The following is a 23646-nucleotide window of genomic DNA, read 5'->3' as shown; positions in this document are numbered from 1 at the left end:
AGTGCCTTTGGCATTTAGATCAGGGGCGCTCCACCGCTCCTGGTCTTATTTTTTCAGGATGTCATCTTTTATTTCATTGGTAAAATTTATGGCATCACAATAATCCTCCTCCCCTCTATTTTAAAGTGCACAGATCCTGTCAGTTCGAGCGATTTTAATACCTGTGAAACATCATCAAAGCACGATACCGTACCGCCGAAATTCTTCCGCTTAAACTGTTCCGGGAAAACCACATCTACATCGTACCATCTCGAAATGCGTTTCATAATGGTTTGAATATCTTCATTGTTAAATGCAAAAAATCCATTTTTCCAGGCCACAACGTCGTCAACGTCTACATTGCTTACCTCAAACCCGGTTTGCGATGTATTTAATAGTCCCTGCTCACCCGGTTTCAGCAGCACCTCATGCGCATTGTAACTTAGCTTTACAGAGCCTTCAAGTAAGGTGGTTTTAACCGCTTTTTCGTCATTGTAACCCATAATATTAAAGTGGGTGCCCAACACACGCACAGTGATACCATTTACAGTTACCAGAAAAGGCTTGGATGGATTTTTGGCAACCTCAAAATAAGCTTCGCCAGATAACTCTACTCTTCGTTCCTTACCTGTAAAGCTGGCAGGATATTTTAACGAGGTGGCCGAATTAAGCCACACGCGTGTACCATCAGCCAATTCCACCTGGTACTTACCGCCGCGTGGGGTAGTAATTAAGTTAAATGCGGTTTGTTCCGAAGATGCGTTATCGTCAGTAGTATATTTGAGCAGTCCTTCTTGAACTTTATCAACCTTTATCCCCGATTGCACGGCTAAAGTACCGTTGGCGGCGCCATTTAATGTAATAACAGAACCATTAGCCATAGTAAGATAAGCCTTGTCACTACCCGGTACAATTTTTTTGCTTGGCTGAGCCATTGCATAAACAGGTTGTTGTTGCACTCTATTTTCTGATACTTTCCACAACCCAAACCCTATAGAAAGTAAAATCAATACAGAAGCAGCTACGCTGAACCACCTGCCCGCATACCAAGTATGATGGGCGCCTCCTTCATAACCGATGCTTTCCTGCAATTTGTGCTGTAAAGTATTGAATAGTTTTTTCCTGTCTCCCAAATCATTTCCCCAACTGTCGTCCGGCATACTCATATCGTCCTCGTATGCTTCCAACTGTTTAATTTCTTCGGGCGTACACTGTCCTTCTAAATATTTTTTATAAAGAGTTATAAACTCATCTTTTCCGATCATGAAAATTTATAATGGTGGTCTGTAATAATATAGTATTCAAATTGCCTTAACACTCCCGAAAAATATTTTTTATTTTTTTGTCAATATTTCCTTAGCAAATAGTTTCTTTTTTTAAATTTGGAAACCAGTTATCCTATCCCAAACCAATTATCTTACTGAAAACCAAGTGCTATGCTATTGTCAAAAAAAGACGATATCGATTTGTGGAATGCCGTACGTAATGATGACCTTTCGGCCTTCAACGAGCTTTTTGCACGTTATTGGGACAGGCTTTATAAGGTTGCTTTTCAGCGCTTGCAGGATGAGAATACAAGCCTTGAAATTGTGCACGACATTTTTTTGAGCTTATGGACACGGCGTGAAACTTTGGTAATTAATAAAGTTCCTAATTTCTTGCTGACTTCTGTCAGATACCAGCTTTACAGCAGGCAAAAGGCTGCGAAACTATCTATTGCTTACAAAGCAGATTTGTTTGACACCAGCGAATTTGCAGAGCAAAACGCCGGTGAGATGCGGATACAAAACATAGAACTGCAAAAACAACTGGACGAATATTTACATAAACTTCCAGAGCGTTGCCAGGAAATTTTCTTGCTTAGCCGCATGCATCACCTTAGCAATTTGGAAATTGCGGAAAGATTGGGCGTTTCTAAAAAAACTGTAGAAAACAACATCGCAATTGCTTTAAAATACCTGCGTTTAACCTTCCAAAAAACAGGCTCACTAATGCTGTTATTACTGTTACACGCAATTAAATAAAAACAAAGAGTTAGCCTTATTTTATGGTGATCACTTTTGTAAAATTGATTTGATCTGCTGCGCTGCCAACCTGTAATTCAAACGCTCCAGGCTCAACTACATACATCATTTTTTCATTATAAACACCAAGTTCTGAGACCGGTATTTCCAGATGGATCTTTACTGTTTGTCCCTTCCTGATCAATTCTTTTTTAAATGCTTTTAATTGCTGCACAGGGGTAGCTACTGAACTAACTCTATCATGAACATACAACTGCACCACTTCTTTACCATCCATATTGCCGGCGTTCTGCACATTAACATCCAATTTTATGGTGTCTTTGGCGGTTAGTACAGAGTCAATAACCTTGCAACCGGTATATTTAAAAGTGGTATAACTTAATCCATAACCAAAGTCCCAAAGCGCGTCTGGATGGTCAAATATATAATGCCCTTTTGGGTGCTCCGTACTACCAGGACTATCGAAAGGCTCATTCCTGTCAGTAGCAAAGTGGTTATAGTAACTTGGCGAATTACCCGTACTTCTTGGAAACGACACATTAAGCTTACCGGATGGGTTAACAGCCCCGATCAAAATATCGGCCAGTGTGCGGCCTTGCTTTTCGCCTCCGTACCACTGCACAAGCACGGCATTGGCGTTTTCTTTTACCCATGGCATGGCCAGTGGCTTGCCTGATATAAATACAACAATGAAAGGTTTCCCCGTTGCCTTTATCGCTTTTAATAAATCCGCTTGTACACCCGGTAATTCGAGCGAACTCAGGTCAAAGCCTTCGCCAGCGGTTGAATTTAGCGGGTTACGACCCAGGAATGTACTGCGCGTTCCAATAGCCACAATGGCTATATCACTGGCCTCAACCGCTTTAATTGCTTCAGAAATACCAGATTTGTCCCGGCTCCACCAATCACAACCCTGGGCATAATTTAGCTTAACTCTATTGCCGGTCACCTCCCTGAGTCCCTGTAAAAGTGTAGTGCCTTCTTTTGTATCACGACCGGTCCATGAATAATCACCAAAAACAGCCTGGTCTGCATTAGGGCCAATAACAGCAATCGATTTATATTTTGATAAATTAAGCGGCAAAATATTGTTCTCATTCTTAAGCAATATGGCGCTTTCATCAGCCACTTCTTTTGCAATGGCGATATGTTTTTCGCTCCGTACTACTTTGGCGACTTTATTAGGATCACCATAGGGATTGTCAAATAAGCCAAGTTGAAATTTAACCGTAAGAATGCGACGGACGGCCTGGTCTATGTATTTCATATCAATGCGCCCGCTTTCTGCCGATTTTTCGAGTGTTTCGTAAGCGCCGTCAACATCTAAGTCAACACCTGCCTCTAGTGATCTAATCGCTGCCTCCTCACGAGTGTTTACTGCATGATGAAATGTTTGCAGGCGTTCAACAGATCCCCAATCCGAATAAACATAGCCTTTAAAGTCAAGTTCGCCACGTAAAATATCGGTCATGTAATAAGCTGAACCACTAACCGCAACCCCATCATAAGAACTATAGCAAGACATTACCGCCAATGGATTAGCATTGGCAATTACCTTTTTAAAAGGATACAAATAAAGGCTACGCATATCGCGCTCTCCGCCGCTTACATTAGCACAGTTTAATCCGCCCGACGGCGAGCCATGTGCCACAAAATGCTTTGGCGTACAGGTGATATTAAACGATTGATACCCATTTATAAAAGCAGTACCCATTTGCGAGATCAGGTATGGATCTTCCCCAAAGGTTTCCTCTACCCGGCCCCATCGAAGCTCCCGGGCAATATCCAACACCGGCGATAGTATCTGGTGGATGCCAATTACATGAGCTTCCTCGCCTGCGGCGGTTGTCATTCTTTTAATTAATTCGGGGTTAAAAGTGCTCCCCTGTGCCAGCTCGTGCGGAAAGATGGTACAATTATTTTGCAGGATGCCTTCGATGCCTTCAACGGCCGTAATTAATGGGATGCCCAAACGCGTTTTTTGCAGCATATACGTTTGAAGTTGCTGATACATACTGGCACAATCCTGCGCATTCATACTCATTTCGTGTGTACAGCCAAAACTTTCCCCCTTGAAAATCCGGTCTATTTCGTCAGTTTTTCCGGCAGCGCGATTTTCCAGCTGTTCTACTTTTTCTTTGAGGGTCATGCGCTTTAACAGGTCTTCCACACGTGCCGCAACAGGCGCATTCTTGTTTTTATAAACCAGAGTGTCTTTGTCAATACTATTTGCAGCATAACTGCTGCAAATAGTAAGTGATAAGGTAATTAGGGTAAATATCTTTTTCATTTAACAATAGTTGTGTTGTAGCGGCTCCCGTACAAAAAATAAATGTAGTGGATATGTATTATTTGCGCTCGTTTAACTGAATAATTACACTGCTGCTGCCTGAGTTTACTTCTGGATTAAAACCTATCTTCATCAGAAAATCCCCCGAGAATATCTGGCCGCTTTTGACATTTGAGTTGCTGCCGGGATAAAGGTTAATCTCTTTTACGCTATATTTCTTTGAGGGGTCAAGGCCTTTCAGCAGTATCGGACCTTTGCTGCCTTCGTCATAACGATTATTGACCAGGTAATTGAACATTATTGCCGAAGTTTTATCTGTATTCACATACATCACCGAGGCAACACTTTCTTCCCTGGGATCTGATAAACGATATTGGTCTCCCTGCCATACAATTGGCCTGATCTGGTTATAAGTTGCCACTGCATCCTGGCAAAATTTAAGATCATTGGCCCCTAATTTACCGATCACAATATCAAAACCCATTTTACCCATCATCGCCGCATCAACCCGGTATTTCAATGGTTGTTTGCCCCAGTCGGTCACATGATTGGCGCTAGCAATCGCGGGATAGAAATAAGAGTATTCCCATTGGATAAAGATGCGTTCCAGCGGATCGGTATTATCACTTGGCCAGTATTCTGTAAAGTATTGTAAAGCGCCATAATCTACCCTACCACCGCCACCAGAACATAACATCATGGGGACTTGCGGATATTTACCCCTGATGCGCTGTAACACATTATAAAGTCCGCGCACATAGTCTACATAAAACTGTGATTGATCGTGTTTTAGGTGTGATGAATAGGCATTATAGATTACCGCATTACAATCCCATTTAATATAAGCCAGTGCCGGGTCTTTGATAAATAACGAATCAACGACGTGATACACAAAGTCCTGTACCTGTGGATTACTGAGGTCCAGTACCAATTGGTTACGGAAATAATATTCATCCCGATTAGCTTGTTTCACCACCCAATCTGGATGTTTGCTGTACAGCGTACTTTTAGGGTTTACCATTTCTGGTTCTATCCAGATGCCGAACTTAACGCCATCGTTTTGTGCTTCTTTAGCAATTGAAGCAATCCCGTTAGGTAGTTTTTTGCGGTTCTCCTGCCAGTCGCCCAATCCGGCATGGTCATCATTGCGGGGGTACTGGTTACCAAACCAGCCATCATCCAGTAGAAACAGATCTACACCAAGGTTTTTAGTATCTTTCAACAACCCGGCAAGTTTTTGTTCGTTGAAATCGAAATAGGTAGATTCCCAGTTGTTTAGTAAGGTTAACCTTGTTCCTTTGCCATCAAGTAGTTTATAATTGCGTGCCCAGCTTTGCATATTGCGGCTGGCTTCTCCTTTGCCTTTATCAGAGAAAGTATATACAAATGCCGGTGTAGTAAAATCTGTATTAGGTTTAAGCTGATAGGGTGATGCATAATTATTAATCCCTGAGATGATCCTTAAGTTATCTTTCGGATCTACTTCAAAATCAGTCCTGAAGTTGCCACTCCATTCCAACGCGCCATAGAGAACCTGGCCTTCGTCCTCAGTAGCCGGTTTATCCAGCGAAACCATAACTACTGAAGGCATAAACAGGTTGGCACGGGTTCCCAGTTTAGAATCGAGTGTTTTGATGCCGTGAGTAAGCTGCGTTTCTTCCGGGCGCATTTCTTTAGCCCAATCGCCATGATACTGGCGCAGCCAGTAATTGTGGGCTTTCAGATTAAGATTAGCTGATGCAAATTTTTGCAGTACCACACTACCTTTTTCCTGGTGCCTGACCACACTCCATTGCTCGATTACATTTTCCTTATAATATGATTTATAATAAAGTGTTACTTCGAAGTTATAAATAGGGTCTTTAAGCTGAACGGTTAATAACGATACATCGTCACTAACCTTAGTTGTGGCATGGCTCACATATTTCAAGTCGAGCGAATTGTTGCCGTCTGCATGAGTTACTGTAATGGCCGGCTCCAGCAGGTTTCTTGAACCAGACGGTGTATATGCCGAGTTAAACATTACATTATAATCATTAGGTTCTTTGTATACGGCCGGCAGCTGGTTGTAATCGGCATTGTTATCCAGCTTTTTGCCCAGATAAATTGTATTCAGGTCTTTCTGCCCGGTTACCTGTAATACTACTGCTGTATTTGCTGTTTGTATCGGAATGATAGTTTGTGCGGTGGCAGCATTGACGCACAGTGAGAACGCTATTAAAATGGTTCCGGGGAAAGACTTGTTTATATTCATAAAAGGTTATTTCTATCTGCGGTAATTTACATTTACTTACCGTCCAATTATTTAGTAATATGATTATTGTAGGGTTCGGCTGTTAATTTGATATTATCGCCTGCTACCAGATCGCTATCAAATGAGATCTCCACTTTTCGGTTCTCTCCGTTCATTAGCGAGAAATAGTTATCGCTCATAATAGCCGGCAAGATCTGCTCGCCGGTTGAGGCCTTTGTCAGCATCAATCTAATGCCAAATGCAGCTGATTGAGACGAAGCAGGATTAGTAACATCAGCGATGACATAGGTATGGCCATCCGCTTTTCTGGTTTGATAATGCAGTTGCAAATTAACTTTTTTCAGAGTGTTTAAAGCTGTATAATCCTTACGCTTATTACCACGCCAGTAAAGGTTATCTGATATCAGCTTACCATATTCATTGGTTAGCTTTAGCTTGATAAAATGTACATCACTTAAGCCCGTACTGGCAACATCACCCTGATAAACTTCAAAATCATATAGTGAATAACCCCACCAGCTGCCCCGTTCAATGCCATGCATCCTAACATAACGTGCCGATACTTCAGGAAAGCCTACTTTCTGCCACCCTACTCTACCCTCGTCGGTTTGGTAAACCTGGTGCCAATGTGAATTATCACTTGAAACCTCAATTTTGAAAGTTTTACCGTATGCATCTTCCCAATTTAAGCCTACGCCATTTACAACTTCTTCTTTACCCAGATCAACAGCAATCCATTCATCGTCGTTAGATTTGCTTGCCCAACGCGTACCGCTATTACCATCATTAGCATTAGCCGGATCGTTATCTGGTGCCGATGAGGCAAACATATTTTTCCCTTTCGCCAAATCAAACTGATCGGCATTAAAATTCATTTTAAATACTTCTAAGGCACTGTTAGATGGCGACGTAAGCTGCATTGATTTGCTGTATTGCTTCACTAATCGGCCATCCAGGTTATAAACCTCGGCAGTTGCGGTAAGGCCGGATACATCGTCACGCGAAGTGTTTACTACCTTAATCGCATTACTTACCGGGTTCCATTGAATATGCACCGGCTCACAGGCTTTTTTAGCACCGAAGTAAGCCCCTGTCAAGTCATAATAGTAATCATAAGTTTGCCAAACCATTGACGGATACGCAGATTGGCTCATCCAGGTCATAATACCTGATGCATCCTCGCCCATGTGGTCAAGCCAGCCTTCGTACATGGCTTTGTTACTTTCTACGTTCACAAACTGGGCTTTGCGGCAATAGTCTTCAATATCTTTCGGTGCACCATAACCCTGCGAGATCATCTGATCATACTGATCGGGGCCGGCATTAAAAGCGCCCGGACCAAAGAAATGCTGGTTCCACATCTCATTACGGGGCCATTGTTTGTCCTTCGGCATAAATTTCTTAAAGCTCTCAAAATTTACGAATACCGCTGTGCCTAACTCTGTTCGTAATCCCCAGCCTTTGTTACCACCCAAACCTGTTGGGTAGGCCGTAAAGTAATAACGGGGATCTTTAGCCATCCATGGGCCAGAGCCAGTCAAGCTTTCAGCATGGGAGTTTGGCTGATAAAACCTGTCGGCGGCATCAAAAACTCGTACATCTTCTCTTAACCAATTGTTTAATGGCGGTTCGGGCCAGCCTTCATTATCAGCACACCATATAGCTATTGATGGGTGGTTTCTGAAACGTTTAATTTTCTCAACAGCGTTGGCATTAAAAGCATTAATATCGGCAGGTAAATTAGGGTTTGAATTAAGCCAGAACTCATCCCATATCATGATACCGTATTTGTCGCAAGCTTCATAGAATTCCTCATCAGTGGTAGAGCCTATCCAATTGCGGATCATGTTAAAGTTCATTTCCTTATGCAGGCGAATCTTGGTGTCATATTCGGCACCATGGCAGCGAAGCATGTATTCAGACATCCCCCAATCGCCCCCTTTGATAAAAACCGGGGTACCATTAATAGCCAGGTGCAGTACATGCCCGATAGTATCATAACTATAGCGTTTGATGCCGAATTTGATATCCTGCTCATCCGATACATTATTATCAATCAATAATCTCAAATGCAGATCATACAAATTTGGATCACCATAACCATTTGGCCACCAAAGCTTTGGACTATTAATCATTAATTGCTCAAAATCGCGTTTGGTCAATTTAATATCACTAAGGTTACCGTGGTTAACATGTACCTTTTGTGAGAATTTAATATTGCCGGGCATAATTTCGCCCTGCAGTACCCCGTCAATATTTTGGTTTGTGTTGTTTTTTACCTGTAACGCGATTGATAAATCAGCCCTGGCATTTGTTGGCAATTCGGCACGTATCCATGGGTCTTGCATGGTTAGGTCACCGCTGCAGCTTAGGTAGACCTTGTCAGTAATACCAGAATTTAGCCCCGGCACATACGGCATCCAGTCCCAACCTGCACTCGATACATAATTGGGGCTGCCTACATTGGCCAACGGTTGTAAAGGTGGATAAACCAGTACGGTTAAAATGTTTTTACCTTCTTTTTTCGCAATTGTAGTAACGTCAAACTTACCGCGAATCATGAAACCATCCATCGTGCCCAGTAATTCGCCATTCAAATACACATCGGCACGGCGGTTTACACCGATAAAATTTAGCCAAATGCGTTTCTGAGCGTAAGTGGCAGGTATTTTAATTTCTGTACGGTACCAGAAATTACGATCATATTTTGCACGATCAACTTTATAAATATTATCACCAAAATTGGGGTCTTTCTCTATACCTGCATTAACATACGAGGTAAAAACAGTACCCGGTACAACTGCTGGTATCCAATTTTGAACTATAAGTGATGGATCAGATGGATTTTTATTGACTTCGGCTTCGGCCTTTACATACCACACCTGCTTTTTTGAACTGGCGAGGCTAATGGTATCAGACTGTGCAAAAACACTAACTGTCAAAAAGACATTTAGTAAAAAGAATAGTAAAAATTTACCTGGCAAAGAATTGGTTTTTAACATGATGTAGCGGTTAGCGTATTAAATGAATAGCGGTAGCTTGTACCGTTACTACATAAGTATCCAAACATGGCAATCACTCCCGAAAATTGAAATAAAAATTTATCAGGAGTGATTACAGACGGTTCATGCTTAATTTTACAGTCTTGGAAATTAGTGACTGAATAAGTTTTCTTCCAATTCCTCTAATGTCTGCCCCTTGGTTTCATTCACTCTTGCTTTGATAAAGAAAAAGCCGAGCAAGCAAATGGCCGCGTACAAATAGAACGGGCCGTAGGTACCTAGGTATTTTGCCAGGATTGGAAACGTAAATACCAACACAAAGTATGCCCCCCAAAGCGAAACTATTGCCACCATAGAAGCAGCCCCGCGTATCCGGTTAGGAAATATTTCGGAAATAAGCACCCAGGTAACCGGGGCCAGCGACAGGGCATAGATGCTAATAGCCGCCATAACTGCAACAGATATCAAAATTGTAGCTGCATGTGTTTGCAGCAGAAATGCCAATATTAAATACAACACGGCAAGGCCAATTGCCCCAATTAACATTAACGGACGCCGGCCCAGACGATCTACCAGCCACATGGCCAAGAGTGTAAATATCAGGTTCACTAATCCTATAACTACTGTTTCAAACAATTGGTGATCGAGATTTGCACCTACTGATTGAAAAATAGTAGAGGTATAATTAAAAACGACGTTGATACCACATAACTGCTGAAAAATAGCCAATACGATACCAATAACGACAGCCGGGCGCACCGATTTATCAAACACGGCTCTTAGATTTACATGAGTAGCGCCGCTTAAAGATTTGACGATATCGCTTTTGGTTTGCCCGGCAAATTCTGCTGAGCCGATCTTGTTCAGGATCAATCGTGCTTTTTCCATTTGGCCTGCTTTAATTAGCCATCTGGGGCTTTCGGGCAACCAGATTACACCAAATAAAAACACTAAAGATGGTATGGCTCCCAATCCAAACATCCATCGCCAAGCGTTAACACCTTTATCAGCCAGGTAATAATTAACCAGATTGGTAATTAATATCCCGATAACCACAGTTAGCTGATTAATGGCAACATTACGTCCCCTTACCTCAGCTGGTGAAACTTCGGCAATATACATTGGGCAAAGCATGGAAGCCATACCCACACCAATGCCGGCCATAAAGCGCATGGCCACAAATACCGGCAGTGCAGATGAAAGTGCGATGGCAATAGATGAGACAGCAAAAATAGATGCTGCCATCATCAGGCCTGGGCGGCGTCCATATCGCTCACCAATTCGCCCGGCAAACAGGCAGCCCACAATACAACCGAGCGCAAGGGAACCCGTTAAAAACCCCTCCCAGGCTGCACTAAGTTCAAATTGTTTGCGAAGAAATGGTAAAGCCCCGGAAATGACCGCAAAGTCGAACCCGAATAAATAGCCGCCCAAAGCGGATATAAAGGATATACCCAGAACGTACGTTTGTTTATATGTTGCTTTCTGCATTTTTTTGTTTTCAATAACAGGCCTTTGTGCTTCTAAATTAGTGCTCCTCGACTCCAATAGCATATATTGTTTTTGTTTTGTAATGATCTCCCGGATATAAATAAGGCTTTGGGAAGCCCGGGTGATTGGGCGCATCCGGATAAAACTGCGTTTCTATGGCTACTGCACCATGCTGACCATAAGGTATACCTTGAGAGCCTATAATTTTGCTGTCCCAGGCATTCGCAGTATAGATCTGTACACAGGGTTGATCTGTATAAACCTGCACGAACCTGCCTGAATCAGGATCGGTAAGCGTCACGGCTAATTTTGCTTTGCCTTCCTCATAATCGTTAAGTATAAAATTATGATTATAACCACTATCGTCAGAAAAATCGCCGATGTTATCGCCAATAATTTTCGCCGTTTTAAAGTCTAAAGAGGTAGCTGCCACAGTACAAATTTCTCCGGTCGGTAAATGGGCATCTGTCTTTGCTGTATAGTAGTCAGCGTTGACTTGTAATACGTGCCTCAGAATATGAGGCTCATCAAATCCGCTCAGATTGAAGTAAGAATGATTAGAAAGACTAACCGGTGTAACCTGGTCTGATACTGCATTGTAAGTTATAGCAAGCAGGTTATCTTCATCCAGTGTATATTTAATCTGCGTCCAGAGGTTACCGGGATATCCTTCTTCGCCGTCCAAACTCAGATACTCCATTATTACACCAACCTGATCTTGTTCTTTTATTAGATTTTTAATTACCCATACCTTTTTACTGAAACCCTCCGCTCCTCCATGCAAATGGTGCGCACCGTCGTTTTTTGATAATTGAACGGCTTTATTATTTAACTCAAATTGAGCATTCGATATTCTGCCGGCATAGCGGCCGAGGATGCAGCCCAAATAATAGGGATTATCTCTGTAATCGCCGATATCTTTGAACCCGGCTACAATATTACGTTTCACTCCGTATTGATCGGGCTGATCAATACGGATTATAGATGCGCCGAAATTGGTCAGTCGAACGGTTATATTGTCATTGGACATTTCAACTTCGTATACGTAATCCTCCGGAAATTCCGGGCTTCTTACGCTTGATATATTTAGTCCGCTCATTTTATTCAATATAAGATTGATTGAGCTGACTGAAATAATCCACCATTGCTAAATGCAACGCGGCCCCCTGGTGATTAATATCCATTGCCAATACTTTTTGCAACTTACCTTTTCCTTTTTCAACATCGCCGAGACCAAGATACCCAAGGCCGATCAGATAATTACAGAAAATTACATTTCTGCGGTTAATGTCTACATCAAACACCAACATGTCGGGTAGCGATACGGCGAAGTAATCGATTTTAACATCGTCGTGAAGGTGCTTTTCACCAAATTCAATAAAGCGGTTAAAAATTGCGTTAGCCCTATCGAGTTCTCCCAGTTTTTGCCAGGCCAATGCCTGATAAAGTATTTTGTCGGGTTGTGCGTCATTATAGTAAATAGCTTGTACAGGCTCGCTGTTACCTATGGTAGCAGCTACGAATTTCTCCTTGGCAAGTTCATTGCGCTGCATCCCCTCATAGGTACAGCCTAATAAATAATTGATGTCATTTTCCGGTACGCCATACAGCTTACCCTCACCCAAATTTTCCGGATATTGCTGCGCTGCAATCAGATAAGAAACAGCTTGTTCAAAATTTTCATTTGAAATTTCCTGCTTTGCCAGTTCAATAAGGCATAGCAAGTATTGGCCCACCACTTTTCCTTCACCACCCTCCCATGGATGAAACTTACGCAGTTGTATTGACTGCAATGCTTCCTTGTATAGTTTTAGATTGTTATAAAGTGTAATCCGTTCCAGGTAAAGATCATCTCTTTGTTCTACAAGCTCCGTATAATGATCAAGCAGATCTAACCGCTGTTTAGATGATTTCCCCGTTACTTTATATAACTGATCCAGCTCCATTAATATGCGGGCATCCTTTGGGTCAAGCGTGAAAGCCTTCTCCATTGCTTCAAGCGCTTTTTCTGGCCGTTGCAATTTGTTGTAATAGGCTAATGATAGGTTGCGGTGCACAGTTGGGAAAGTATCATCGAACGCAGACGATTGCTCCCAACAGGAAATGGCTTCATTGTACTGGCGCTTATCGTACCAAAGGTTTCCTAACAAATAGTTAGCAATAAAATCCGAGGGATTAGCTTCAATAGTCGCTTTCAGGATAAGCACCTCTTCTACCTTATTGGGGAAACAGAAATCCGGTGTTTTTAAACGCCCCTGGTTAAAGAAGAATTTAGCTATCTGATCATTGCCTGATTTTTTAGAGAACCAACCCCGGTAATAGTCTGCTAATGGGGTATTTGTTTCATTATTCTCTTCATATTTATCAATCACTTCAATACCTTCATCATAGCGGCCTGCATTACTGTAAGCTAATGAAAGTTCAAGGTAATTATTTATCTCTCCGCGCATTAAGCCCAAGAGCTGGTATATGATCTCACCGGCCTTATCTTTATCTGATTCAACCAGATAACTTTCGAAAAGGCACCCGAAATTAAATGGATCAATCTCTAGCGACGATGTTATCCAATCAGTTGCTTCCGCCAATTTACCAGTAATACGAAGCAGGATCGCCTTTAAGTGACGCGCCGAAAGGCTATGGTAATTACGAATAAGGGATTTCTCTACATGTGCCAACGCCAGATCAAAGCGGCCTTGCGAAGTAGCAATTCGAGCCAGCTCTAAAAACGCGCTGTGTTGCTGAGCATCATTCCAGGTGGCTTTAAAAAAAGCATCATAGGCTTCGTTAAGTTTATCCTGAAATCTCAGGCTCAGGCCCAGGTTAAAATATGGCTCACTATCATAAGGGTTTGGGTTTCTGAGTGTGATGGATTTGATTGCTGTTCTAAAATATTCTTCTGCTTTTTCAAACTGCCCGCGTTTCAACAAAAGCAATCCAATAGCATTATTACTTCTAATATCTTCAGGGCTTCTTCTCAGCGCCTCTCCATAATAATCCATCGGATTATAGGTGGCATGGCGATATTGCTCCAGGTGAAGGCCATTTAAAAACAACTCTTCTACTTGTTCTATTTCCTGAGGTGCTTTAGCCACAGTGGCCGCGGCTGGTATATCATGGTCTTTTAATAGCTCCGGTTGGTAGCTAACCAGCTCTTGTCCGTCGGCATTGCTTACAATTACCTGCCATTGAGTATCGTCATCCGGTGCATCAAGTGGCACATGTCCTTCAAAAATACGATCAGGTGCTATATTGGCATTTATACAGTAGATCTCTTTTCCATGGTAAAATGCTTTAATATGGGCATTGGGATAAGCGGCAGTAACATACACCTTGAAGCTTAGGCTAAGATTTGTTAATTCAACGCTAAGCATGGCTTCTTTTGTTGCATTTTTCACTACACCAATCTGTGCATAAGGCATAAAGTACTGCTCAAATGATTTGCCTTCATTAGGATTCAGCCATGAAAAATCGGGTTGATTATCTGTGAACACACCCGTCATCAGCTCAATATACGGGCCATCTTCATCTGTAAGGTTCCTGTCCCAGGCAAAGCCAAAGTCTCCATTGCCCCAGGTCCATTGCTTTTTGCCGGGTGACACATGATGGTCTGCCACGTGCAGCATCCCCGCCTGTGTATCATGCTCATAACATCCCATAAAATCATATTTAGACTGAATGGCCATGTATGAAGTTGGTACCGGGATATTTTTATAGCGCGAAATATCTGTTCCCGGTGCATAGTCTACTTTGTAATAAGTACCTGTAGCGATTGGGAAATCAGAAACATCGCGCTTACCATGATCAAAAACCGCGTAAACATCAGGCGGAAATATAGATTGGTAATGTTCATTCACTTTTACAGCAGGATTAGCCCACCACAAAAAGGTTTGCGGAAAAGGTGTTGGGTTAAACAACTTACCGCTGATTTCCAGATAAGCTTTACCCGGATAAAGCGTAAAACCGGCCATACCCTTGGTACGGAACATAATTTCATGCTCATTTACCCAAACGGTTTTACTACCATCTGTATTTTCCTGAATTTTATAATCAACCGGCGAAAACGTACTTGGTCGATGATGTTGCGGCCAGTTAAATTCGATACCGCCAGATATCCACGGGCCTGCTAAACCAACAAGTGCAGGCTTAATTACCTGGTTATAATAAACAAAGTCCCTGTTCCGGATCTTATCATAAGCTCGTTGTATCCTTCCGCCAAGCTCTGGCAGTATCATAACTTTTAAATATTCATTTTCAAGAAATACGGCGGTATACTCGCGGTCTTTCTTTTCATCTTCAATCTTTTCGATTACCGGATGCGGGTACACAACGCCGCTGCTCCCCTGATAAACTCTCTTTTCCAGAAACATCGGATTCTTTTCCGGTTTTCCTGTCCCATAAGTCGGAATGTTGATTGGCTCCACCCAAGCTTTTACTTCCATAGTTTTAATGTATTTTTATGTATTTAATATGTTAGTTGACGGGTACCAGCCTGATCATTTTTGCATCGCCGGCCGGCACATTAATGGTAAATGAGTCTTGATCCTTACCTATCTTCCCTATAGTTTGATCTGATAAAAAATCTTTAATCACGTATTCGCCTTTGCCCAGGCCAACATCTTTGCGGTTCCAACTTTGATCGTACTCTTTTTTAGTATCGAAATTGAATTGAGAGAACAACACTTCAGTACCCGGCAGATAAAAAGCCAACTGCTGGTCGAAGGATGCCCCGTCAGCAAATTTTAGCGGTGTAAAGGCTTTAGGCTCATTGAAAAACGCACAAACGTTTTTATTATCGAGGTAAATTTTAGCCCTGTCCGCAGCTATTTTATTTCTAAAATCAGAACCATCGCCCAGTATGCTACCCATAGCCATCATGGCGAATAGCCGGACCTTTACCTCCTGCTCGCTCAAATCCGGGTTCTTCTGAAAGTTTTTCATAATCGTTACGTCCAGATTGGTATAGGGCCATAGCGTGCCCTGCACCCACCACAGATGGGAACCGTATGCTAATGAGCTCTCTGTACTGCCATAATGCGGAAAACCCGGCTGATCATCACGCAAATGCGAATAAACATCTGTAGAAATGAACCGCGTATGGGCATACTGATTGGGGAACATAGGCGAAATGGCTTCGGTAATGAAAACATCTTTACCCATGATAGAATCTGCAAGCGATTTCAGCATTTTCATACCATAATTGTAGGCCTGCATCCCCGACCGGATGTTGGGGTTATAACGATGGTTGGATTCTAAAGCGCCCGCTGTCAGAAAATCAATCTTGATGAATTTCGCTCCGATTGTTTTAGCTTTTTGCAGCTGATGAATAACATACTGCCTCACAGCCGGGTGAGTTGGGTCGAGCGCCAAAGCTCCCCATTGGCCATCTTTGTACCAGATCGGCTGATTATTTTTGTCGCGCAATACCACATCACTCAACAGGTAATCAGTACCCTGTAGTTTTGTATTGTCGATGCTATTTTTCCAACTCCACAACGCAAATGGTATGAAATAAAACCCGAGTTCCTGATGTTGCTTTCGTGCAAACTGCCCAAAAGAGGTAAGCAGTTCGGTGGTATATATCGATTGATCATAAGAGTCGATACTTATCACCGGCCTGGTATATTGATTAAAATTGCCGAGTGTTTTGATAAAATCAGATATCTTAGAAACATCTTTAGGCATCATTACTTTCTCATAACCCAGCACACCTTCTACGCCAAAGCTGTTCCAGTATACAGGAGCCGGCGCCTTCCAACTCAGGCTGCCGTTAATTTGCACATTTGCTTTACCATAATTTACAAAATCTTTGCGCACATCATCCGAGGCACCCAGATAAATGATAGAGGAACTGATCGATTTACCGATCATCGTGCCGTGAAGTGCATGGTCATGTGTACCATCATTTCCACCATAATCAGGCGGAAGGGCAGCATTGTCTTCAGTGGCTAAGCCATCTATTATTTTAAGTGAATCGATTACACCCGGGGTTACTGCAGAATGGTAAGTGATCCCTGTCTTCCAGAAATCATGCGACAAGCTGCCCATAACCAAACCGGTCAATTTTGTATTGTCGTAAATTGAAGCATATTCATAACTAACACCATTAAAAGGCTTGGCTTTGTTCCAACTGTTTTCGATCACGTGCGACCAGTTGTCGTTATCAAATGGTACATCTAAAAAACGCGGTTCGGAACCGGGCTGGCTCAATTTCGAATTTTCCTTCGGCAAAACGGCCAGTGGGCAGATATCACGAGTCTCAATATTGTCGCCTGCTCCATCACCTTTAATAGCGGTAAGATTAATAAACAGGTAAGAATGATCCTGATAAACCAGTATCTGTTGTATCAATGTAATGCCGGCATCGTTTCCAGAATGCCTGATCACCATACGAATACCTTTTCCACCTGCGTTAGTAAACTCATCGGCAGAAATTAAATGGACTTTACACGCAGATGTAGTAATATAACCCGCCGAAAGCTCATTGATATAAGCAACGGCATTACTTATGGTAACACCATTGCCAAAGTGAAAATTCAAACGCCCCGTTTTACGGTTAGCAGATATGGAAGCTGCATCGGTACTCACCACCGTACTGTCCGTATATTTTACCACCTTTTGCGCAGATACTGAAACCGGCGACAGCATTAAGATGGTAAGTAAACTTTGTGTAAGGGAACGCTTATTCATTTGAATCATTTTGAGATCGATTAATAGCCAGGATTTTGTGCCTTAAGTCCAAGCGCACGGTTATTCTGCAACTCTGAAAGTGGTATCGGATACAGATTATTTTTATCCGATACGTTCTGTACAGGATGCGGATCTGATGTACCGCCATTTTTCAGCAAGAAATCCCGATGCGGGTCATTGTATCGTTTAACGCGCTTCACCAGCGTTCCGGTACGTTTAAGATCGTACCAACGCCATCCTTCCGCACCTAACTCACGGCTGCGCTCATCAAGGATTGTATCCCTTAATGCTGTTTGTGAAACAGTAGATTTCACATCATAATTTCCACTGCCAAATGCACGTTCACGTACTTTATTTAACGGTGCCAAAGCTGCCTGGGGCTGGCCCAGTTCATTCAATGTTTCAGCATACATCAGAAATACGTCAGACGCACGCAGGTAATAAAGGTTTTTACCCGAATGGTTGTAATCAATATCATTGGTTGAAATATCAAATTTCTTGATGGTTGGCAATCCGGGATCAATCCACCAGCTCATGGTATTACCACTGCCATCATAACGATCATGGTTGATAGATGCCAGATACCTCACATCATGTTTCTTGTCAAATAGCGAATCGGAATAATGGGCGGTAGACATTACAACCGTGCCACCATAGCCTGGTGTATGAATATCAAAAGTTTCGCCGGCTATTGGCGGCCCTGCATACGAGCCGTACAAGTTTTGAAGTGATTGAACATCGTTTGTATTATCAGTAGAATATTGAATTTCAAACAGGGATTCTGCATTATTTTCGTGCTTGCCATCAAATAGATCCCCATAGTTTGTTAACAGGCTAATCTGGTTGGTGTTGATCAGATCTTCAAAGGTTGTTTTAGCATCGTTGTAATCATGCTGAGTAAGATAAACTTTGCCTAACAGCGCCTTGGCCGCTTCAACATTTGCACGGCCTACATCATTTGCAGATAACTTACTTTTTACCCAGCAATTGGCTACAGCAAATTTCAGGTCGGCAACAATTTGGGCATAAACCTGTTGCTGTGGCGTGCGGGGTACACCATTATCAAAATTAGTATCCTCGAGCGGCATAGGCACATCTCCATACATCTGAACCAGATAAAAATAAAACAGCGCACGCATAAAACGAGCCTCACCAAGCAGGCGGTTTTGCACAGTAGGATCGGCAAAGTTCTTAATCCCCGGGATATACTTGATTGCCCCGTTGGCATTAGCTATACCCTGGTAACAACCTGTCCAAAAGCCCGAAATATCCTGATTCTGGCTGTTAAAGGTAATATCGTATACGTCTAAGCCAACCACACCTGCCCAGTAGGCTCCATAACCCTGTGCCTGGTAACAAGCGCGAACTTCGTCTGTGCCAAGGTTACCAATTAACTGATAATCAGATTTTTTAAGGGTTTGTAGTTGCTGATAAATACCGGTTACCCCGGCAATAGCACCTGCCTGGTCTTTGTACAGATTTTCTGCCGAAACAAATACCTCAGGTGTATAGTTAAGCTCCTTGCGGCAACTGCTGAAACCTTGCAACAGGATAATTGCCAATGCTGCCGGCCAAAATTTCTTTATATAGTGAGTAGGATTTTTCATGTCAAAAATGTCGTTTAAATTATAGTCCTAATTTTACACCAACCAAATAAGTGCGGTATCTTGGGTACACTTCATTCGCTGCATCTGCACCGGCTATATCCGGATCAACACCTTTGTAACCGGTGAACAAGAAAGGGTTAAGTACCTGTGCATAAATATTAAGTGTATTCACCTTAATTTTTTTCAGCAGCTCAGACGCGAAATCATAACCCAGTGTGATATGCTGAACTTTAAAGTAGCTCGCATTTTGGATAGAATAACTCGAACCCTGACCAATACCACCCGGAAGTGTTTTTAAAGAAGTTTGAAATGAATTAGGCCTTGGAATGTTGGTATTAGTGTTTGTAGGTGTCCAATAATTTCCACCCTGTACTGTAACGTTACCTGTGTTACCATATATCGAATTATAATAGGTAAGATCGGTAAAGGTGAGGTTGTTTAATTTTTGGCCATACTCATAGGTACTGTAAATAGTTAATGAGATGCTTTTGTACCTGAAATAGTTCCAGAAACTGCCCCAGCCCTGAGGAATGCTTGAGCCTACGATAACCTGGTCAAGCGGTGTGATCTTTCCGTCACCATTAACATCTTTAATCTTTATATCACCCGGCTTTCCGTTCGGATTAAGTGCAAAGTTATCACCTTGTTGATACAGGCCGTTAAATACATAGTTGCCATAAACGCCGCTTGGTGGTAAACCTACACGCAGTGTGAGGTTCAATGAATCTGTACCCGGGAAAAGCTTGGTAACCTTGCTCTTATATTTCGACCAGTTTAATGAACTCTGCCATGTGAAATTCTTTGTCTGTATCGGCGTAAACTTTAAAGCCACGTCAATACCTTTGGTGTTCATAGCAGCTACGTTGATATACTCAGTCTGGAAGCCTGATGACGGTGCAAGTGGCAATGGCATTAATAAGCTACTGATATTCTTATTGTAAACATCAACAGACAGCGTAAGGCGATTATTCAGTATCGCAATATCGGTACCTGCATTCAGCTGATGCTGTACTTCCCATTGTAATGAGGTATTACCAAATACACCATTAGTACCTGCAGCCGAATAACCGCTGGTAACCGATGAACCATTGAACGGATAAGTTGTTGCATCATAACGGGTGTATATAGCATCGTATGGCAGGTTTTGATTACCTACTAAACCATAGCTTAAACGCAGTTTAAAATCGCTTAACCATGTTTTGGTTTTGTAACCTATCCAGGGTTCATCTATAACACGCCATGCACCACTAACAGTTGGAAAAACACCGAACTTATTATCTGTGCCGAAACGGCTCGATCCATCCTGACGGATAGTTGCATTTAGAATATACCGGCCTTTATATTTATAAACAGCCCTGGCAAATAATGATCGTACAGTCCAACCGTCGTATTGGCTGTTGTCCTGTATTTTCAACCCGGCACTTCCTATAGCTTTGTAAGAAAGCAAATCTGTTGGAAATTGCGATCCTTGCATGTCTGTTGCCGTGTTTTCATGTCGTTCAAAAGTAAAACCACCCAGTAAATTCAACTCATGAGAACCGGCTGAAATGCTGTAGCTCGCTGTATTTTCCCATAATACATCAGTAGCTCGGCTATTATAAATTTCACCGAGGCCATTATTGGGCATATAACCAGGCCCCGTAGTTCTTGGATAATATTTGTCTTCTTCAGCCTGGAAAATGTCGGCACCAATGCTCGAACGTAACATCAGGTTTTTGATCGGCGTAAATTCCAGGTAAAGGTTGGCATTGGTGCGGTTAGTTGTATACAGATCAATGGCATTCAAAGCAAGTGTTACGGGATTAAAAATTGTGGGATTACCTGTTGATTTATCGATTATAACCAGCGGTTGCCCGCTGTTGTCATAGATGGGTTGTAACGGGCTCTCCGTCAACGATTGCTGATACTCGTTAGGCATTGCGTTATGCGTAATATCGTGGGCATAATTTATGCTCCCGCCCAACTTCAGGAACGGCCGGATATTGGTTTCATCGCTTAAATAACCGGCGTATTTTTTATAACCGGTGTTAATCAGAATACCATCCTGATTTTGATACTGACCGCTAAAGTACACCCGGTTGGAGCCTGTACCATTAGATACTGACAGTGTATAATTCTGTGTTAGTGCATTATTATGCACAATGGCTTTTTGCCAATCGTAATTGGTATAGCCATTGGCAATGCTATGCAGTTCATAAGCATTAAATATTTTGGCGTCGGCTGTGTCAGTGCCCGGTTTACCAAAGGTGCCAGGATCGGCGTCCTGATAAGCAGACCGTTTTAAATTGGCATAACCGCGTGCATCCAACATTTTGTAGGCAGGATTGTTGCTTTGTATACCTGCGTACATATCAAAGTTAACACTTGTTGCACCAGCTTTCGGCTTTTTGGTAGTGATCAGGATAACGCCCTCTGCAGCACGCGAACCGTAGATACCTGCCGCCGCTGCATCTTTTAATATTTCTACAGATGCAATATCATTAGGATTGATATTCCGGATATCGCCCACCAAGGCTACACCATCAACAATGTAAAGCGGGCCCTGCAACTGTGAAATGGAGTTTAAACCACGCACATTGACGCTGGCACTGGCACCAGGTTGGGTACTCGTGCTGTGAACTTCAAGTCCCGGCGCGCGGGAAGCGAGTGCTGTTGCCAGATTGGTAGATGGAGCCTCGCTGATTTCTTTGGCAGATATCGTTGTAGCCGCACTTGTTAAATCCTTTCGCTTTTCTGTACCGTAGCCAATTACAACTACTTCATTCAAATTCGTGTTGCTTTTTAATTCGATGGTAAGGTTATTAGCATTCCCTACTTTAACCTGCCTTGGCTCATAGCCGGCAAAAGTTGCCTGGATAATCGAACCCGTTTCGGCGTCAATGCTAAAGTTTCCGTTTGCATCTGCAGCAATTTTAGTTAATACTTTACCATCGGATAAAACGGAGATTGTCGAAAACGGCAAGGTCTGTCCGTTCTGCGCGTCTTTGACCACGCCATTGACCTTCTTTTGCTGGGCTGATGCGCTCCACAATGTTATGGAGTACATCAAAAAAATTAGTAAAAGTTTTCTCATTCTTTTAGGTTTAATCAATTGGTTTTACGAAACAATGGATAATACTATCCCAAAAGCCAAAAAATGAAGCTTCTTCTCTATTAGTTCATTATTTTACAACCTGCTAATTTTATTCTTAATAAGCAGGCTCTTTTTGGCTTAGTTGTAATTATATTTGGTTTATAACACAAACATCGTTTATATCAGGTAAAATTAAAATGTGCTACACTATGATAATGATGGACTTTTTTACACTTCTATAAAATTTGGATTTTATGTTGCGAGATAAGGCAGTAAGAAAACGGGAGGGCTTTAAAGGACAACGCCTGATCGTCCTTCCCAAAAAAATCATTATGGATTTTCTGGTTAAAGATCCGATAACAAAGCATATTTATATTACTGATATTGGCTATTATCCTAAAGCGATGTTCCATTATGCTGAGCGCCCCAATGGAATAAGCCAACATATCATCATTTACTGCAGTGAGGGGTTTGGTTGGGTAGAAATTAACAAAAAACGTATCATAGTTTCGCCATCACAATTCGTTACCATTCCTGCTAATACATCTCATCGCTATGGAGCAGATGAGAAGGCCCCCTGGTCAATCTATTGGGCACACTTTAAAGGAGAAAATGCTAAAACTATAGCAGAGTTGATTATTAAAAATTCGGAAAACTATAAGCCTCAGCTCGCTTACAGTGAAGACCGTATTAAGCTATTTGACGATATATACTATAACCTTGAACAAGGTTACAGCGACGACACGCTCAGATATGTCAACATGATCTTTTATCATTTCCTGTCGTCTGTTATATATGAGGATAAGTTTAACCGTGAAAAAAAAGATGGTTCGACAGGCATAGTAGATGATGCGATTAAACAAATGCAGAATAATATACAGAAAACAATTACACTTCACGAAATGGCGGCATCGGCTAAACTTTCCGTTACACACTTCAGTACGCTTTTTAAAAAACAAACAGGTCACTCCCCCATTGAATACTTTAATCACTTAAAAATTCAAACAGCTTGTCAGTATCTGTCCTTTACCAAACATACAATTAAAGAACTGGCCCTTAACGTAGGCGTTGAAGATCAATATTATTTCTCGAGGATGTTCAGCCGTTTGATGGGCATCTCACCGAGTGAATATCGCAGGCGCAGCAAAAATAGCTAATAGATTACTGGTTTACGACATCAAAATAACCCAATAAATAAAAAATCTCATATTGTCTGCATTCTATCTCCACATCTGTTAT

General features: G+C 42.1%; 12 protein-coding genes. 2 read left to right on the top strand and 10 right to left on the bottom strand.

All coding sequences use genetic code 11. The annotated features are described in order from the left end of the window. Nucleotides 1-86 precede the first annotated feature (86 nt). Nucleotides 87-1244, bottom strand: coding sequence for a FecR family protein (locus PQO05_RS13120; protein WP_273633372.1), 1158 nt, complete (start codon nucleotides 1242-1244; stop codon nucleotides 87-89). A 171-nt stretch (nucleotides 1245-1415) separates the two neighbouring features. Here PQO05_RS13120 and PQO05_RS13115 point away from each other — a divergent pair, with 171 nt between their 5' ends. Further along, nucleotides 1416-2003, top strand: a complete 588-nt coding sequence (locus PQO05_RS13115; RefSeq protein WP_273633371.1) for a sigma-70 family RNA polymerase sigma factor — start codon at nucleotides 1416-1418, stop codon at nucleotides 2001-2003. Between the two features lie 16 nt (nucleotides 2004-2019). Here PQO05_RS13115 and PQO05_RS13110 read toward each other — a convergent pair whose 3' ends face one another. The 9 genes from PQO05_RS13110 to PQO05_RS13070 all read right to left on the bottom strand — a co-directional run bounded on the left by PQO05_RS13110 (nucleotide 2020) and on the right by PQO05_RS13070 (nucleotide 22407). After that, nucleotides 2020-4293: a glycoside hydrolase family 3 N-terminal domain-containing protein gene (locus PQO05_RS13110; RefSeq protein WP_273633370.1), complete on the bottom strand. Its 2274-nt coding sequence runs from the start codon at nucleotides 4291-4293 to the stop codon at nucleotides 2020-2022. Between the two features lie 58 nt (nucleotides 4294-4351). Then, the gene (locus tag PQO05_RS13105) at nucleotides 4352-6547 is read right to left on the bottom strand and encodes an alpha-galactosidase (protein ID WP_273633369.1); all 2196 of its coding nucleotides are present in this window, start codon (nucleotides 6545-6547) and stop codon (nucleotides 4352-4354) included. 47 nt (nucleotides 6548-6594) lie between these two features. Further along, complete coding sequence (locus tag PQO05_RS13100) at nucleotides 6595-9549, bottom strand: discoidin domain-containing protein (RefSeq protein ID WP_273633368.1); 2955 nt, start codon at nucleotides 9547-9549, stop codon at nucleotides 6595-6597. A gap of 150 nt (nucleotides 9550-9699) precedes the next feature. Continuing rightward, the gene (locus PQO05_RS13095; RefSeq protein WP_273633367.1) at nucleotides 9700-11040 is read right to left on the bottom strand and encodes a sugar porter family MFS transporter; all 1341 of its coding nucleotides are present in this window, start codon (nucleotides 11038-11040) and stop codon (nucleotides 9700-9702) included. Between the two features lie 37 nt (nucleotides 11041-11077). Beyond that, nucleotides 11078-12139 (bottom strand): aldose epimerase family protein, encoded by a 1062-nt coding sequence (locus PQO05_RS13090; RefSeq protein ID WP_273633366.1) that lies wholly within the window; start codon nucleotides 12137-12139, stop codon nucleotides 11078-11080. Between the two features lies 1 nt (nucleotide 12140). Next, nucleotides 12141-15479, bottom strand: a complete 3339-nt coding sequence (locus PQO05_RS13085) for a tetratricopeptide repeat protein (RefSeq protein ID WP_273633365.1) — start codon at nucleotides 15477-15479, stop codon at nucleotides 12141-12143. Nucleotides 15480-15510: 31 nt separating this feature from the next. Further along, nucleotides 15511-17727, bottom strand: coding sequence for an alpha-amylase family protein (locus PQO05_RS13080; protein ID WP_273633364.1), 2217 nt, complete (start codon nucleotides 17725-17727; stop codon nucleotides 15511-15513). 20 nt (nucleotides 17728-17747) lie between these two features. Next, the gene (locus PQO05_RS13075; protein WP_273633363.1) at nucleotides 17748-19334 is read right to left on the bottom strand and encodes a RagB/SusD family nutrient uptake outer membrane protein; all 1587 of its coding nucleotides are present in this window, start codon (nucleotides 19332-19334) and stop codon (nucleotides 17748-17750) included. A gap of 19 nt (nucleotides 19335-19353) precedes the next feature. Beyond that, nucleotides 19354-22407, bottom strand: a complete 3054-nt coding sequence (locus PQO05_RS13070; RefSeq protein WP_273633362.1) for a SusC/RagA family TonB-linked outer membrane protein — start codon at nucleotides 22405-22407, stop codon at nucleotides 19354-19356. A gap of 254 nt (nucleotides 22408-22661) precedes the next feature. Between PQO05_RS13070 and PQO05_RS13065 the strand changes: the two genes are divergently transcribed. Next, nucleotides 22662-23564, top strand: coding sequence for an AraC family transcriptional regulator (locus tag PQO05_RS13065; protein ID WP_273633529.1), 903 nt, complete (start codon nucleotides 22662-22664; stop codon nucleotides 23562-23564). Nucleotides 23565-23646 lie beyond the last annotated feature (82 nt).

The organism is Mucilaginibacter jinjuensis, assembly GCF_028596025.1.
Classification (GTDB): Bacteria; Bacteroidota; Bacteroidia; order Sphingobacteriales; family Sphingobacteriaceae; genus Mucilaginibacter; species Mucilaginibacter jinjuensis.
The sequence above is the reverse complement of the archived record's forward strand: the minus strand, read 5'-3'. Positions and strand labels throughout refer to the sequence as shown.

What these genes read in the sequence shown, in the direction of transcription:
- PQO05_RS13105 (WP_273633369.1), bottom strand. Translation starts at nt 6,547, where the DNA reads ATGAATATAAACAAGTCTTTCCCCGGAACCATTTTAATAGCGTTCTCA.
- PQO05_RS13115 (WP_273633371.1), top strand. Translation starts at nt 1,416, where the DNA reads ATGCTATTGTCAAAAAAAGACGATATCGATTTGTGGAATGCCGTACGT.
- PQO05_RS13090 (WP_273633366.1), bottom strand. Translation starts at nt 12,139, where the DNA reads ATGAGCGGACTAAATATATCAAGCGTAAGAAGCCCGGAATTTCCGGAG.
- PQO05_RS13100 (WP_273633368.1), bottom strand. Translation starts at nt 9,549, where the DNA reads ATGTTAAAAACCAATTCTTTGCCAGGTAAATTTTTACTATTCTTTTTA.
- PQO05_RS13070 (WP_273633362.1), bottom strand. Translation starts at nt 22,407, where the DNA reads ATGAGAAAACTTTTACTAATTTTTTTGATGTACTCCATAACATTGTGG.
- PQO05_RS13110 (WP_273633370.1), bottom strand. Translation starts at nt 4,293, where the DNA reads ATGAAAAAGATATTTACCCTAATTACCTTATCACTTACTATTTGCAGC.
- PQO05_RS13120 (WP_273633372.1), bottom strand. Translation starts at nt 1,244, where the DNA reads ATGATCGGAAAAGATGAGTTTATAACTCTTTATAAAAAATATTTAGAA.
- PQO05_RS13085 (WP_273633365.1), bottom strand. Translation starts at nt 15,479, where the DNA reads ATGGAAGTAAAAGCTTGGGTGGAGCCAATCAACATTCCGACTTATGGG.
- PQO05_RS13075 (WP_273633363.1), bottom strand. Translation starts at nt 19,334, where the DNA reads ATGAAAAATCCTACTCACTATATAAAGAAATTTTGGCCGGCAGCATTG.
- PQO05_RS13065 (WP_273633529.1), top strand. Translation starts at nt 22,662, where the DNA reads ATGTTGCGAGATAAGGCAGTAAGAAAACGGGAGGGCTTTAAAGGACAA.
- PQO05_RS13080 (WP_273633364.1), bottom strand. Translation starts at nt 17,727, where the DNA reads ATGAATAAGCGTTCCCTTACACAAAGTTTACTTACCATCTTAATGCTG.
- PQO05_RS13095 (WP_273633367.1), bottom strand. Translation starts at nt 11,040, where the DNA reads ATGCAGAAAGCAACATATAAACAAACGTACGTTCTGGGTATATCCTTT.